General features: G+C 59.8%; 9 protein-coding genes. 1 reads left to right on the forward strand and 8 read right to left on the reverse strand.

Translation table 11 applies throughout. From position 1 onward, the window contains the following. Window positions 1–45: 45 nt before the first annotated feature. Complete coding sequence (locus ISN74_RS16875; RefSeq protein WP_188800323.1) at window positions 46–2,202, reverse strand: S53 family peptidase; 2,157 nt, start codon at window positions 2,200–2,202, stop codon at window positions 46–48. Window positions 2,203–3,022: 820 nt separating this feature from the next. Here ISN74_RS16875 and ISN74_RS16880 point away from each other — a divergent pair. Beyond that, the gene (locus tag ISN74_RS16880; protein WP_188800324.1) at window positions 3,023–4,399 is read left to right on the forward strand and encodes an outer membrane protein transport protein; all 1,377 of its coding nucleotides are present in this window, start codon (window positions 3,023–3,025) and stop codon (window positions 4,397–4,399) included. 44 nt (window positions 4,400–4,443) lie between these two features. On the opposite strand, the gene ISN74_RS16885 is transcribed toward ISN74_RS16880, so the two are convergent. From ISN74_RS16885 to ISN74_RS16915, 7 genes are all read right to left on the reverse strand, one after another. After that, complete coding sequence (locus ISN74_RS16885) at window positions 4,444–6,855, reverse strand: TonB-dependent receptor domain-containing protein (RefSeq protein ID WP_188800325.1); 2,412 nt, start codon at window positions 6,853–6,855, stop codon at window positions 4,444–4,446. A gap of 138 nt (window positions 6,856–6,993) precedes the next feature. Then, a complete protein-coding gene (locus ISN74_RS16890; RefSeq protein ID WP_188800326.1) occupies window positions 6,994–8,007 on the reverse strand; it encodes a FecR family protein in 1,014 nt (337 codons plus the stop codon). A gap of 259 nt (window positions 8,008–8,266) precedes the next feature. Next, entirely contained in the window at window positions 8,267–8,764 is a 498-nt protein-coding gene (locus tag ISN74_RS16895) for an RNA polymerase sigma factor (RefSeq protein WP_229679331.1), read from the reverse strand. Between the two features lie 47 nt (window positions 8,765–8,811). Next, window positions 8,812–9,972, reverse strand: coding sequence for a VirK/YbjX family protein (locus tag ISN74_RS16900; RefSeq protein ID WP_188800328.1), 1,161 nt, complete (start codon window positions 9,970–9,972; stop codon window positions 8,812–8,814). Between the two features lie 113 nt (window positions 9,973–10,085). Beyond that, the gene (locus tag ISN74_RS16905; RefSeq protein WP_229679333.1) at window positions 10,086–11,543 is read right to left on the reverse strand and encodes an efflux transporter outer membrane subunit; all 1,458 of its coding nucleotides are present in this window, start codon (window positions 11,541–11,543) and stop codon (window positions 10,086–10,088) included. Next, a complete protein-coding gene (locus ISN74_RS16910) occupies window positions 11,540–14,716 on the reverse strand; it encodes an efflux RND transporter permease subunit (protein ID WP_188800329.1) in 3,177 nt (1,058 codons plus the stop codon). The genes ISN74_RS16905 and ISN74_RS16910 overlap by 4 nt, the downstream gene beginning before the upstream one ends. Continuing rightward, on the reverse strand, window positions 14,713–15,843 hold the full coding sequence (locus ISN74_RS16915) for an efflux RND transporter periplasmic adaptor subunit (RefSeq protein ID WP_229679334.1): 1,131 nt from the start codon (window positions 15,841–15,843) through the stop codon (window positions 14,713–14,715). Before ISN74_RS16915 ends, ISN74_RS16910 begins: the two co-directional genes overlap by 4 nt. Window positions 15,844–15,950 lie beyond the last annotated feature (107 nt).

The raw sequence follows: 15,950 nt of genomic DNA on the forward strand, positions 1-15,950 counted from the left end.
CCCCTGAAAAACCAGGGGGCGTCCAAGATCACATCGACCGATCTTTTACCAAGCCGACGCGTACACCAAGTTATAGGCATTCACCGAACCGATACCGGTAGCGAAATCCCAACCCGTGCCTGTGCCATAGGCCTTGTCATACGCAGATGTGGAAGTCGACAGCACACCGTACGTGCCCGAGGGCTTATAGCAGCTGTGCGAACCCGTGCAATTCACGTCCATATCGCCCTGGGTGACGTCGTAGAAGATGCACGAGCTACCCACGGTATTGCCGTTGCTGGAATTGCAGGTGCTGCTACCGGATGAACCGTATTCGGTCTTGGCCAGCGAGTAGTACACCGAATCCGGATCGCCGGCACCGGTGGTAAACCCGTTGTGCTGATCGACCAGTGCCTGGATACCCGCCATGATCGGCGAGGCAAACGAGGTACCGCCCGCACCGGCCCAGCCACTCGGAGCACCCGTACAAGCTGCGCCCTCGCCAGCCGTGTTGCTGTAGCAGTAAACGTAGTAATGACCCCACACGCCATTGGCTGCGAACAGCGAGACGTCCGGGATATCACGCACGCCATCACTGGGGTTGCCAACCAGGCCCGACTGCCACGAAGGCTTGCTCCAACCCGCACAGCTGCCGCTGACGACGCCGCTGGTACTCGGCGAGCCGGTGGCGCAACCGCTGGGACCGCCGCTGCCCGACGCTGTGGTCAGAAAGTCCTCTTTACCGGTGCTGCTGTTGCAGAAGCCGGTCTTGCCGTATGGCGTGCTGTAGCCTTCTTTCGAGGAGATCAACGAACTGGCGCAGGAGTCGTTCCACGGAATCTCCGGGATGTACGACAGAGCCGACTCATAGGTCGAGCCATTGCTCGAACTCCAGTACGTGCTGTTAGTACCTGCATAGGTATCGCCGAAATCGGTGCCACCCACTGCCACATTGTACGGCGTGGAAGCAAAGCCACTGACGCCGATACCGTGTGTCGCGTTGCTCTCATCCGCATCGCAGCTGGCTGCGCCTTCGTCACCCGCGGAGACGAACACGGAGATACCTTCGGCGGCCGCACTCTCGTACGTCGAGCTGTAAGCTGCGTTCTGAGTGGCACCATTTGCCGCTTCGCATTCGCCGTAGCTCACGCTCCACACTGTTGGCGCACTGCCCGCTTCGAGCAGATTCTCCATCGCAATCAGGCCACCGAAGGTGGTGGAGCTATCGGCGCACGATACCAGCTCCAGCGTGGCACCCGGTGCGGCTGCGCCGGCGTATTCCACGTCGAGTTCCGCTTCGCCATCATTGCCGACCACATCACCCGGATTCGTGCAGCTTTCCGGATGCACCTGGCTGAAATTGGCCGTGGGCAGCCCGAAGGTGGAGCGGAATGTGGTGATGTCGCTGGTCGAATAAACGTTGGTATCTTCGATCAGCGCAATCGTTTCGCCGCTGCCATTGACGCCCGCGCTGAACAGCGGATTGAGGTTGTAGATCGTCGCCAGGTCGGCTGGTGTCACGGCGTAGTACGTGGAGCTGCTTTCGGTGAAGGTGTAGTCCACGTGCTGTTTGTAGTTCACATGCGGACGGAAATCATTCAGCGACACCACGCCTTCCACCACACTGGCGAGTGCGGCCGGGATCTGTGGCTCGCTCATGTTGCCAATGTGGCTTTCGCCGTTGATGTTCAGATGATGGATCTCGGTTGCGAATGCCTGACGCACTTGTCCGGCGGTGCCGGAGAAGTCGATCGTCATGCCGTTCTGGTACACCTTGTTCACCGTGAAGCCTTGCGACTTCAACCAATTGGTGATCGCATCAATATCCAGCTGGGACGGACCGTATTGCTCGCCAAGTCCCGCATTGGTCAACCAGTTGTGATAGTTCGGCGAACCTTTGGTGAGCTGCTGCTGCATCAGCGTCTGCAGCGCCTGTTCGCGATCAGCGGGACGCTTGAGCTGCAATAGCATGTGGTTCATCGCGGTGGAATCGTCGACACGCCCCTTGTCGTTCGCAGCGGTCGCATAAAGCGACACATTGCCAGGCAGGGTGACGCGGTCATTGTTGTTCGGCGCCTGCGTAATCTGTGGCTTGGACAACAGGCCAATCGTGGCAGCTGCATGGCTATTAGACGCATGGGCTAAGGCCAGACTGGCTGCCAAAAGGGTAAGGGCAAGCTTGGCGGCGCGATGGCCACCATGACGTACGGCTACAAATCTCACGTGTAGTTCTCCCCAAGGAGTTTTTTTGTAAGAAAAGGTGCTCGTGAACCGGTGATGTGTTCCGTAACGGCAACGTCACGACAAAGCCACGATGCACCAAACGCACATCCACAACTGACATCTTCGGTAAAGAAATCCCCAAATTATTTTTTGCATGCATGAAACAAGTGCGACTTTTATGTGCTTCGCGCCGCTCTTTTCCCCTTGGCGATCTTTCTAACATGCAGACTTCGTGATCGTAAGATGACACTTACATGAACTCGGTCACGTTTTTTTGTAGGGGCAAAATATTCCGCTCGAGCGCATCTTTGTTCGCGCTTGCACCACATAAAAATCCCGCGCACTCGACTGCCACTTTTCACTGCAGATATCTCGATCAAAATAGTAAGCGCAACGCGCAAGCGCGGATTTGCATCGAGCTAATAGTCACAAGCGTGAAAATCCTGCAGCCTTTTCGGACTCGAAAAGTCCTTTGAGGCGGCGCTCAAGATGCTCCTGCAACATTCATTCGCGTTCACCGTCGCGATTTGATGCGATGGTTCCAAACTCATCTTTGAGAATGGAATGCCCGTCTGACTTTCGCGCTTTGCTGCGCATGCAAACGTGTCGCCCCTGCCCGCATCGGACCCATCGCGATCAAATTTCATGTGCGTTTGCAGCGTAAACGGATGGCGTGCAGCAACGCCAGCAGCAGCTTTTCCACGTTGCCACGCCAGAACGAAGGCGGACTTGGAATAAGTGAAAGGAAACGTCGACATTTCACTTACACTGTTTGCAGAAACTTTGCGTCGTCCCGCCCAGCGCCGCCAAAGGAGAAAACATGAACCATCATTCCAAGCCCGATAAGACCGGCTACGGCAGCCGCTCGATCCTTGCTTTGGCTGTGGTGTCCGCGTTTGCCTTTCCTGTGATCGCGCAGGCCAGTGCCTTCCAATTGCCCACCGATAATGCCGCCGGCTGGGCGCGAGCCAATGCGGGTGGTTCACTGTTTCCCGACGATCCCACCGCGGCTTACAACAATCCAGCGGCCATGGCCTTTTTCAGCGCACCCGTGCTACAGGCGACCGCGACCATGATTCGTCCTTCGGCACAGTTCAACGGCCAGGTCCTGGATGTCGATAACAATCCGACCACCGGCAACAATCCGAACGGCTTCAACAAATTTGTGCCCTTCCCGAACCTTGCCTGGGTCGCGCCCATCAATGATTGGTTTGCCCTGGGTGGCGCGCTGACCGTGCCTTACGGCCTTCAAAGCGAATACGACCCCACGTGGGAAGGGCGTTATTTCGGCACGCGCACAAATCTTGAGTCGTATAACGTGAGCTTGTCGGCCGCCTTCAAACTCAATGACCGCTTCTCCGCCGGCATTGGCATTCTCGGTCAGCACACCCGGGCACAACTCAATACGGTGATCGATCCGAATGGCGCCGCCCAAGCCTTGTTTGGACTGCCGCTACCGCCGCAACAGGATGACGAGCAACTCAATGTCACGGTGAGGCGCAGTATTTCCTTTGGCTATTTCGGCGGCTTCGAATTCAAGCCCACTGATCAGGACAGTCTCGGCTTCAGCTATCACTCATACGTGAAGAACACGCTGAGCGGCAACTACGCCCTTTACGGCGGTGCGGAAGGCAAGGAAGTGTTGGAACTGGCACCGACGTTGGATCCCAGCTTGCCCACCATCAACCCCAATGGTGCACCAGCGAGCGTACGCTTCGATAATCCTGCGTTCGCCAGCCTGGACTGGCTGCATGCCTTCAATGAGCGCTTCTCACTTGCTGCCACGGTGAAGTGGACGCAGTGGTCGACCTTCCAGAACCTGATACTGACGTCGAATGGCCAGCAGCTGCTGGCGTTGCCCGAGCAATACAAGGACGGCTATTTGTTCTCGTTAGGTGGCGACTACAAGCTCAATGATCAGTGGATCCTGCGTGCGGGCATCGGTTATGACGAAACGCCTACCGTCCTCCTCAGCCGCGATCCACGCGTACCGGATGGCAATCGCAAACTGCTGGGCGTCGGTATCGGCTACAAGCCCACCCAGCATCTGAGCTTCGACCTCGGCTACCAGCATCTGTTCGTCAGCAACACGCCGGTCAACATCGTCAATCAGCCAATACTGGGTGGCGGCTCGATGGATGGTTACTTCGCCGATTCGGGCGATGTGGTGAGCGTCACCGGTACGTATCACTTCTGACGACACGCATGGCTCCCGCTTCATCGCATGGAGCGGGAGCCGTCTCAGAAATCGTAATTGCCACTTAGCAGATAAGTGCGGTGATCACGAAAGGGAACGAAGGTTTCGTCAAATTGAGGACCATACAACGTGCGCCCGAGCAAATTCTTCACGCCAAACGTCACACTCCAGTGCGCGGCTCGATAAAACACGTTCGCTGACACACTGGCCTGGCCTGGAATGGTGATGTACGCATCGCCATCCGAGAGCTGGCCATAACTACGGCTGCGCGCCAGCACGCCGCCGGCGACACCAAAACCGCGCATCCAGCCGTTCTGGAACATGTAGCTGGTCCACAGGTTGAACGTCCGCTGCGGCGTACCCTGCGGCAGTGAGCCGTCATTGTTATGAACCAGTGCATTGGTAAATGCGGTACTGAAGTCCCAGCCCGGCGCGATTTGTCCGTTGAACTCCACTTCCAGGCCTTTGTTCGACTGTCCCGGCCCCGGAACGTAGTAATACGGCGGCTGCAAACTAAACAAGTCTGCACTGCTGTTGAGCATGATGCGGTAGGCAGCGATGGTCAGGCGCGCGTGGTTGTCGAACAGATCGAACTTGGTGCCCAGTTCGATCTGCCGCGACAAGGCCGGCGGCAGTGGGTGGTTGTTCTTGCCTAACCCCGTATCCGGCTGAAAGCCGTTGGACGTATTGGCGTAGATCGAAACATCCGGCGTGAGCTTGTACACAATGCCGTAGTTGGGTATCCACTGCACGCGGTGCTGGTTGAGTACTTGGTTGCCGTCGGCGTCATAAGCCTGCATTTCATAGCCGGTGCGGCGCCAGGCCATCAGCAAGTTCCAGTGCGTACCGAGAGAGATCTGGTCTTGCAGGAACAAGCCCGTTTCCGTAATCCACGGCTCACCCGAGGAATATCCAAGGGCGTAATCGCTCGGAGAAAGCGCAGTGGCCGCCGGCGCCAACGGACCGCCGTTAAAGATGTTGTACGACATGCCATTGCCGCTGTTGCTACCGGCGTAGTATTCGCTGCCAAGCAAGATGCGCGAATAATCAAAACCCAGCACGACCGCGTGCTGCATCCAGCTGTTACCAAAGGATGCGGTGACGTCATTCTGCAGCACGTAGTAAGCATCGGAGGTGCGGTAGACCACTCCGGTCGCCGTCGTATTGCCGGAAGGTTCGTTGCCGTCCATCAGCCAGTACTGCGAATTGATCGACTCGCGTACGTACTGCGCACGGCTGCGGAACGAAAAGATATGGTTGAAGCGATGCTCCAGCATGTAATACAGCCGGCGCGTTTCGATGGATGTGTGGTCGTTCGGGTTATCCAGCAGCAGACCGAACGGCGAGGAGGAAGACACCGTGCCATCGAGCAGAATGGTGTGATCCGGAACCGGCGAGTGGTTCATCATCCAGGACATGCCGGCGATGAACGTGGTGTTGGGTGTGGACCAACCTATCGATGGTGCCAGGTAGCGATTGCGATGCCCGTGCATGCCCTGCTGGGTGTGATCGGAGATGTCCCCATTGGCCACCAGGCGATAGCTCAGCGACTGGCTGTTATTCAAAGCACCGGCCAGATCCAGCCCGAGCTGCTTTTCGCCATGCTCTCCGATGGAGAAGCTGATCTGATGAATCGGCTCGGGCTGTGGCTTCTTAAGCACCACATCGATCAAGCCGCCGAAATTGTTATAGGCGGAGGTATCGCCAAGGATCGCTTCCGGCCCCTTCAATACCTCGATGCGCTCCACGCCGATCATTGGCGGAAAATCACCGATACCCAGGATGTTGTTCGGCATGCCATCCGTCATGCCATTGCCGGTGGTGAAGCCACGCACGTTGAAAATCGGCAGACCGCTCGATCCATCCACGTATTCCACGCCGGCGATGTTCTGGATCGCCTCAGCAATGGTCTGCACCTGCTGTGATTGCAGAAGTCCCTGGGTGACGATGCCCACTGACTGCGGCACATCGAGCGGGTCGGACACCGTACGCGTGGGGCCGCTGCTGACATCGGCCATGAAGCCCTCGTCCTTGCCTACGAGGCCGATGGCCTGGATCGGCGGCAGCAGCGTCGCCGTGATCGCGCTGGGGTTTGATGCCGGCTTCGAGGCTGATGCCGTTGCCGCAACCGGTTTGACCACCACGGTGCGCGCATCCACGAACGTATACGTCATGCCCGTGCCTTCCAGCAGCTGGCGCAAGGCGGCCTCGGTCGCCAACGTGCCAGTCACCGTATGCGAGCGCAGTGCATCAACCGTTTGCCCGGCCGTAAGCACCTGCACATTAGCCTGCTTGCCAAACGCGATAAGCGCGGTGGAAAGCGGCTGGGCAGGAATGGCGAAGCGCGTGCCGACCGGTTGCTCTGTTGTCGCGTGGGCTGATCCCAGACCCGGACCACAAACAGCAAATACCAATGTCAGGCAGCCGTAAGCGGGCAGCCAGGCAAACCGGCTCATGTCATACATCAACTCCACGCAAGAGTGATGAGTCTGACATGCGACGCACAGCTTTTCACGCTCCGCTTACGGCTTTTTTTATGCTTTTTACGCCCATCCTCCCGCCGCGGGTCACGCAGAAGGAGGATAGGCTGGCCTCTACCTGTGCACCGGATGCGCCGAGTCGGAAAGAATGACCTGGCTGGCCTGCTGGCTGACGCGCAGGGGAAATACCTGCGGCAACGCGCCCAGCCAGCTATCAATGGCATCGGTACGGATGCTGCCGGTGTAGCTGAGCTTGTCGAGGTCGCCGTCCGCGATATACAGCGGACGGGTGCTGTAGCGGTTCAGATTGGCAATCACCACGCTGAGCGGCTCGTCGATGAATTCCAGCCGGTCATTGCGCCAGGCCGTCGCCTGCTCCGGAGAGATACTGCCGACGGTCATGCCTGAGCTGCCCGGATCGTAGGACACCAACTGGCCGGCGGAGACCTCCAGCGTACCGGCGCGGCTTTCACCCGGCTTCCGGGTCATGTCCGTGATCTCCACGCGACCCTGTGTCACGGCGATGGTCACCCGCTCACCCGTGCGGCGGACGTCAAAGGCAGTACCGATATCACGTATCGAAATATCGCCAGCGGCGACCGTAAATGGACGGCTCTGGTCATGCACCACCTGGAAGAAGGCCTCGCCATTCTTCAGCTCGATGCTGCGCTGATCCTTGCTGAACTGCGTGGTCATCGTCGACGCCCCGCCCAGTGCCACCTGCGTACCGTCTGGCAAGGTGAAATTGCGGTTTTGGGCGATGGCGCTGTTGTAAACCTGTGTGCTGATGCTGGGTGTCAGATGCGTCCAGGCAAAGAAGACGGCGCCCGACAACGCCACCACCGCCACGGATGCCGCTGCAGCCAGCGGCATCCAGCGCCAGACCGGCGCGGCAGGCTTGGTGAAAGCCTTTATCAGGCTCTGGCGTGACACCGTGTCGAGCGATCCCAGCTTTGCGGCGAACGCATTGATGCGTTCGAAGGTGGCCAGGTGGCGCGGATCTTCGAGCGTCCAGGCCAGCCACTGGTCAACGGTATCGTCCGTCGCATCCTGCGCACGCAAACGCACCCACCAATCGGCGGCGACGTGCAACATATCATCAGGGTTGGTTTTAGAGCCTGTTTTCATATGCCAAGTACCCCGCGTTGCGTCTGAGTGGTCGTCAGGTGGAAGCGTGTGGCGCAGCGCCATACTCGCTGTATGGCCAAGCCACGCGCTTTCGCATGGCGGCCACTCAGACGCAACCCGAAGGGCCGGGTCTGTTTGCCCGCAATCCTGCGTCCTCGCTCGGTTACGTATCGACATACGCGCCCTCGCTCCTCCTGGTCTTGCGCGCAAACAGCTCCCGGCGCGGGGTGCTTGGCATATGAAAACAGGCTCTTAGCCATCACGGCGTCTCCTTTTCGTCGATCCAAGCGCGGCAATGAGCCAGCGCGTTGGCGACGTGGTAGCGCACCATGCGCTCACTGAGGTTCATGGTCTGCGCGACGGATCCAAAATCGCGCCCTTCAATCACATGCATTACGAAAGCCTGGCTGGCCTTGGCGGGCAATTTGCGCAAGGCACTGCGCAAACCGGCCACCTGCTCCACCGCCATGGCGTGATGAACCGGCGTGGCTTCGCCGACCGGTTCGTCATTGTTTTGCGCCGCGGCAAAATCGCTGCGCACCTTGCGCTTGCGCAGCCGGTCGATGGCCAGGTTCCCGGCCACTTTGAACAGGTAGCTGCGCAGGGAATCCACCGCTTCGCGGTTGTCCATCGTCAAAACGCGCAGGTAGGCCTCCTGGGCGACTTCCTGCGCGTCGGAAAGCGAGTTCAGCCGACACTGCAGGAAGGCGACCAGCGCGCGGTTATGCTCGCGAAACAGCCGCTCAATCTCGTCCACGTGCACGGTTAGCGTCACTGTGCTCATAGCCATAAGGGCCGGGGTCTCTAGCTTACCCAAGACGCTTCAGCCCGGTACTCTGGCGACGGCCGGCCAGCCGTAGCGCGAAGCGCTTGCGGCCGGTGTTCCGGTAGCCTCAGGACAGGCTGCTCCAGTGCATTGATCAACAATTGTTCGGCCTGACGGCGCAATGCCTCGCGTCGACGGAAGGCGGAACGGTGATGGCTGGCCACCTCCGCTTCGGACTTGTGGTTCTGTGCCGGCGGCAGGGCGTACCAGCCGTCCTCGGCCAGCGTGCCGTGCTGTTCCTGCCAGAACGCATCGTAGTCGGAATGCAGCGGGCGACCGGTGTGGCGCAGCGGATGCGCGTCATTGCTGATCGCCAGCAGCCTGGTGATGCCGTAGTAGCGCGCAAATGCATACACCAACGACAGCATCAACTGCTTCGGACGCATGCCGTGCATCATGCGCGTCAGCTCGCGCACCACTTCTTTGGCGTTTTTGCCGCGCGGCCCTTGCAGGCATCCGATCATGATCGAGGCGTCTCGATCGGAGACCGTGAACACGATGCTGTACAGCGGGTCTTCGTTGCCATCGCAAAGCTGCAGGCACAGTTCCCCTTCGCAGCCTTTGAAGATCGGCGGCCGCATGCACAGGGTCAACAAGGAGCCGTCCTTGGCCGTCAGGCTTCCCAGACTGGCGTGCCCGAGCGCATACACCAGGTCGAACAAACCACTGGGCAGATGCGTCAGCGCAAAGCGGTAGTGCTGGTTGAGATAATCCAGACGCTGGCGGCGATGCCAATGCGCATTGACGAAACGGTGCATATGCCGTTCCAACAAGCGCGGATCACGCTGCCGATAGACGCGCATCGACGCATACTCGTCAACGAATGAGAGGAACCGCCCGTGCCGCAAGGGCATGCAGGCGGCGCGCGCGAGGTACTTCAGCCCCGTCGCGCTGCGCTTGTACCAGCGCCCACTCCAATCCCCGCGTTGACGCAGTGAGGACAACAAGAGACCAGGCTGGCTGGCTTGTACAGCACCCGCCACGCCGGCATACCACTTCGCGGCAACAGCAAGGCTCTTTTCGACGAACGACGGCGCACGGCCGGGGCGCGACCTATCCGGAACATAGCTGCCCGGGGGAAGGAAAGCTTCGATGCCGATACCCAGGACACCGGCGGGGGGATTGTTTCGCTTGTTCAAGGCATTCGACCCAAGAGACGTTCAACTTGTGCTCCTAGGACGTTTCAGGTGCTGAATTTTGAAATGCCTTTCCCTTCCCTCTCCCCAAAAGGAAGAGAGGGAAGCAAATCGAGCTAACGCGCGGACGCTACGGGCGGCGTCCCCATCGCCTGGAAAAGAGCCGCTGTATCGGTCATCCGCGCGGCACGGGCCTGGATTTCCGTCAGTTTCGCGCTCTGCAGATGCTGCTCGCTGAGCACGGTTTCCGGATAGGACACCGATCCCAGTCGATAACGGGCATCGGTGTCCGCGAACGCCAGCCCTGCCGTGGTCGCCTGGCTGCTGGCGGCCTGCAGGGTGAGCGCATCCTGATCCAGCGCGGTCAGGGTATCGGCGACATTCTGGAAGGCGTTCAGCACCGCCTGTTGGTATTGCGCCAGCGCTGCGTTGTAGCTTGCGATGGCAGCTTTGCGCTGAGCCATCAGGGCGCCGCCGTGAAAGATGGGCTGGGTCAATCCCACGCCCACGCTCCAGACCGAGCCGGCTGCCGTAAATACGTCGGCCGGCTTGAACGCCGCGGTGCCCAACGAGGCCGATAGCGAGATATGGGGAAACAGATTGGCTGTCGCGACACCCACCTGCGCCGAAGCCGCATGCACCGCCGCCTCTGCCGCGAGCACATCTGGCCGCTGCTGCAATAGCTCCGATGGCACGCTGACCGGTACATCCGTCGGCAAATGCAGTTCGGCCAGTGTGAGGTTGGTTGGCGCCTGATCCGGTGTACGGCCCATCAACACGGCCAGCGCGTGACGTGCACGCTCGGCTTGCGCGCGCAAGCCGGGAATGGAGGTATCCACACTCGCTGCCTGCTGCTGCACCGACAGCAAATCATCATGCGACGCCGCGCCCAGCTTATAGGCACGCTCGGTCAGATCCGCCTGCTGGTGCGCGAGCACGGACAACCGTTCACTAGTGCTCAGTTGCTCGGCCAGTGATGCCGCATTGATCGCTGCAATCACGATATTCGCTGCCAGCGCACGCTTCGCCGCATCGAACTGATAGGACTGCTGATCCACTTGCGCAGCCGTCTGCTCTATACCGTGACGTGTTGCACCGAACAGGTCGAAGTTGTAGCTCAGCGAAAGCTGGCCGGCGTAGATGTCATAGAGATTCGTCGGCGGGCCGAAATCGGGAAAACCTATCGCTTTCTGCCGGCTTGTCTGTGTCTGTGCGTCTAGCGTCGGCAACATGTTGGCACCGACTTGCGCGCGCAAGTATTGATGTGCTGCCTCTAGCGTGTGCTTGGTCGCCGCCAGCGAAGGATTGTTGCGCAATCCTTCTTCCACCCAGGCGTTCAACGTATCGCTGCCGTACAAACGCCACCATTCCGGCACCGCACGCGCGCCGAGACTGAAATGCTGGGTCACGCCGTCAGCCTTGGCGCTGTCAACGGACGTTGGCTGTACTGCATAGTGTTGCGGTGACGGTGGTGCGGGTGGCTTAGCGGGCGGAGCAAACGCACAGCCGGCCAGCCATAGTGCGGCGAACCATGTTGCCACGCGCATGGGTTGAGTGATGGTGGCGCGAATCATGCGGCGACCTCCGGTTGTGTCGTGGGCTCGTCAGCACGCACACGGAACCATGCCGCGTAGAGCGCCGGCAGATAGAACAGGGTGAGCACGGTCGCCACGGTAATCCCACCCATCAAGGCGGTAGCCATAGGTCCGAAGAAGTTGCTGCGCAACAGCGGAATCAGTGCGAGCACGGCAGCAGCAGCGGTCAGCGTGATCGGCCTGAAGCGCCGCACCGTGGCCCCGATGATCGCTTCCCAGCGTGGATGACCCGCTCGGATATCCTGCTCGATCTGATCCACCAGGATCACCGAGTTACGCATGATGATGCCGAACATCGCAATCGTGCCCAGCATCGCGACGAAACCGAACGGCTGATGGAATAACAGCAGCGCACCGATCACGCCGATCAATCCCAGCGGTGCCGTCAGCACCACCATGAACGTACGGCCGATGCTTTGCAGCTGGATCATCAACAGCGTCAGCACCGCGATCACCATCAGCGGCATCTGTGCATTGATGGAGCTTTGCGCCTTCTCGTTCTGCTCTACCGAACCGCCGACTTCGACGCGATAACCCACCGGCAGATGACTTCGGATGTCAGCCAGCTTGGCATCGATGGCATTGGTCACATCCAGACCTTGCGCACCATTTCGCGTATCCGATTGCACGGTGATCGACGGCTGGCGATCGCGTTCCCAGATCACGCCGTACTCTAGGCCATAGGTGACATGCCCAAGTTGCGCCAGCGGAATCGCTGTGCCATTGGATGAAGGTATCGCCAGGCGTTCGATCTGATCCGGGTGAACACGGTCACCGTTCGTGCTGCGCAGATCCACGGCAATCAATTTATCGCGTTCGCGATACTGCGTGACCGTGGTGCCAGACAAGTTCATGGCGAGGAAATTGGCGATGTCCTGCGAGCTGATGCCGAGTTGGCGTGCCTTGACCTGATCCACGTCGAAGCGCACCGAGCGCTCGGCCGGCTCGTCCCAATCGAACTGTACGTTGGTCGTGTTCGGATCGGCGCGCATCACGGCAGCCACCTGCTCCGCGATGCCGCGCACCGTGGCAATGTCATCGCCATCGACGCGGAATTGCACCGGGAAGCCAACCGGCGGGCCGTTTTCCAGGCGGCTGACACGGCTTCTGACGGCAGTGAAATCACGCTTCAGTTCACCGTCCAAATAGGTCGCAAGCTGTTCACGTTGCTTCACGTCCTTAGCGGTGATCACGAACTGCGCGAAATTGGGCTGCGCAAGCTGCTGATCCAGCGGCAGGTAGAAGCGCGGCGCACCACTGCCCACGAAACTGACGTAGTTGGCGATCTCCTTGCGCCCCTGGATCGCCGCTTCGAAACGCTTGGTCTCACGCAGCGTGGCGGCGAACGATGCACCCTCCGGCAAGCGCAGGTCGACCAACAGTTCTGGCCGATCCGAACTCGGGAAGAATTGCTTGGGTACCAGGGCAAAGCCGGCCAGCGCGATCACAAACAGCACCACTGTCGAGACCAATACCAACCAGCGGTTGCGCAAACAGAAATCCAGCCAACCGCGGAATCGGCGATAGAAGGTGGTGTCGTAAATTTCGATCTCATCGCCGTTATGCACCAGCTGCGCGGCTTTCGCTGCACGTGCCTCATTCCATTGCCGAGGCAGGAAGCGCGCCCACCACTCCTGTCCCGGCTTCCCGCGCTCATGATGTTCCGGCAGCATGTGATAACCCAGCAGCGGAATCACAATCACCGCAGCCAGCCAGGACACCAGCAAGGCAATCGCAGAGACCTCGAAAATCGAGCGCGTGTATTCACCCGTGCCCGACTTGGCCAAAGCAATCGGCAGAAAGCCCGATACCGTCACCAGTGTGCCTGTAAGCATCGGAAAAGCGGTGCTGGTATAGGCAAAAGCAGCCGCCTTCGTCCTGCCCCAGCCTTGTTCAAGCTTCACCGACATCATCTCGATCGCGATGATGGCGTCGTCCACCAATAAGCCCAGCGCGAGCACCAACGTACCCAGCGAGACCTTGTGCAGCCCGATGCCGAAGATATCCATGCACAACGCGGTGGCCGCCAGCACGAACGGTATCGAGATCACCACCACCATGCCGGTGCGCGCACCGAGGCTAAGCAAGCTCACCAGGAGCACGATTGCCACGGCTTCCGCCACCGATTCGAGGAAGTCATCGACCGAATGCGATACCGCACGCGGCATGCTGGTGACTTCCGACAAGGTCAACCCCGCGGGCAAGCGCTTCTGCAAGGTCGTGGTCGCCTGCTCCAACGCCTTGCCGAGTTGAACCACATCGCCGCCGGGCTGCATGGTGACGCCGATACCCAGCACCTGCTTGCCCATGAAGCGCATGACTTGCGTCGGCGGATCATCGTAGCCGCGCCGAATCGTGGCGATATCACCCAGACGGATGTTCTTGCCGTTGATGTGCAGCAGCGTGTCGGCCAGGGTCTTCATGTCGTCGTACTGACCGCTTGGCCGCACGAAAACCCGATCGTCGCCAGTGGTCAACACACCGGTCGAAGCCACCGCATTCTGTTCGTCGATAGCCTGCCCGATCTGTTGCGGACTGATGCCGAGCTTGGCCAGCTGCACGTTCGGAATGTCGATATAGATGTGCTGGTTCTGGTCGCCAAAATAATCGACCTTACCCACACCCGGTACGCGCAGCAGTTCGGCACGCAGCTGATCGGCGTAGTCGTGCAGTTGTGCAGGCGTGTAGCCGTCGCCTTCCAGCGCGTAGATGTTGGTGTAGACGTCGCCGAACTCGTCATTGAAGAACGGGCCTTGCACGCCTTGCGGCAATTGCGAGGCGATGTCACCGACTTTCTTGCGCACCTGATACCAGGTTTCCGGCACGATCGAAGACGGTGCGGAATCCTTGATATTGAAGAAGATCAATGATTCACCCGGGCGCGAATAACTGCGCAGGAAATCGATCGAGGGCGTCTCCTGCAACTTGCGCGAAATCCGATCGGTGACCTCTTCCTGCACCTGCTGCGCGGTCGCGCCCGGCCAGAAGGTCTGGATCACCATCACTTTGAACGTGAACGGCGGATCTTCGGACTGCGACAGGTTCTTGTACGACAGCAAGCCGAACAGCGCGATCATCCCCATCAGGAAAAACACCAGGGATTGGTGGCGCAGGGTCCAGGCTGAGAGATTGAAACGTTCTCCGCTGCTCATTGCGGCGCATCCTCAGGATGAGGCGGCGCGATCGGCGCGACTTTTTCGCCAGCCGATACCGTGTGCACGCCTTGCATGACCACGCGTTCGCCCGCTTTCAAGCCATCGCTGATCAGCACATCGCGTTCGCCGTAACGCATGATCGTCACAGGGCGCAATTCAAGCGTGGCATCCGCCGGACGCACCACCCACACAGCCGGGTGTTCGCCCTGGTGGAACAACGCAGTGGCTGGGATATCGATGCCAGGTGCGACTGGCTTGTTGGCTTGCAGGGACGCATCCGCCGTCATGCCCAACTGCAGCGCATCGCTTGGTTGGTCGATCGTCAACTTGACCAGATAGGTGCGCGACTGCGCGTCCGCCGCCGGTGCGACTTCACGTACGTGCGCTGCGAAGACGTGATTGGGCAACGCCGGCAGCGTGACCTTCGCCTGCTGCCCGACGGTGATGCCGTCAATCCGGCTTTCCGGCACATCCAGGTAAACCTCGCGTTCGCCCGACCACGCGAAGCCGAACACCTCCTGCCCTGCCGTCAGCACCTGCCCGACATCGGCTTGCCGGCTGGTGATCGCACCATCGTGATCGGCCACCAGGGTGGTATAGCGCGACTGGTTCTGCGCCAATTCGTATTGCTGCTTAGCTTGATCGCGACCCGCCAGTGAGGAAGCGTAGGTGTCCTGGGTCTGCTGCAGTTGAAGCTGACTGATCAGGTTCTGCTTGAACTGGGCTTCGTCGCGATCCCGCTGCTGGGTAGCGAACAACAGGCGGTGCTCCGCAGCCTCCAGCGCCGCCTTGGCAGCCGCCAGTTGGTTGTTCGTATCGGCAGGATCCAGTTGCGCCAGCGCCTGTCCCTTCTTCACGACATCGCCGGGATTGACGTAGCGGGCGCTGAGCTGCCCACCCACCCGGAACGACAGCGGCATTTCATAGCGGGCATGCACGTCGCCGGGGAATCGGCCAGCGGTGGCGCCGTCGGCGGCCTGCACCGGCAGGGCAATGACTGGGGTAGCCGTTTCGGCCTCCGGCGCTTTCCGGCCACAGCCAGCCAGCAGCAGAACGGAAACGGCCAAGAGGCACGGCAACAGCCGGCCAAGCCTTTGAGGCGAGCGGAATTCTGGGTCGATCACGGACCACTCCTGGGGATAGGCGGGGGCTTTCAGCGGTCGCGGCGGACCTGGATCCATGCCACGCCATAAATACGGCATCAAACTCTAATACATAGTTGTATCTGAAT

The organism is Dyella caseinilytica (assembly GCF_016865235.1).
GTDB lineage: Bacteria > Pseudomonadota > Gammaproteobacteria > Xanthomonadales > Rhodanobacteraceae > Dyella_B > Dyella_B caseinilytica.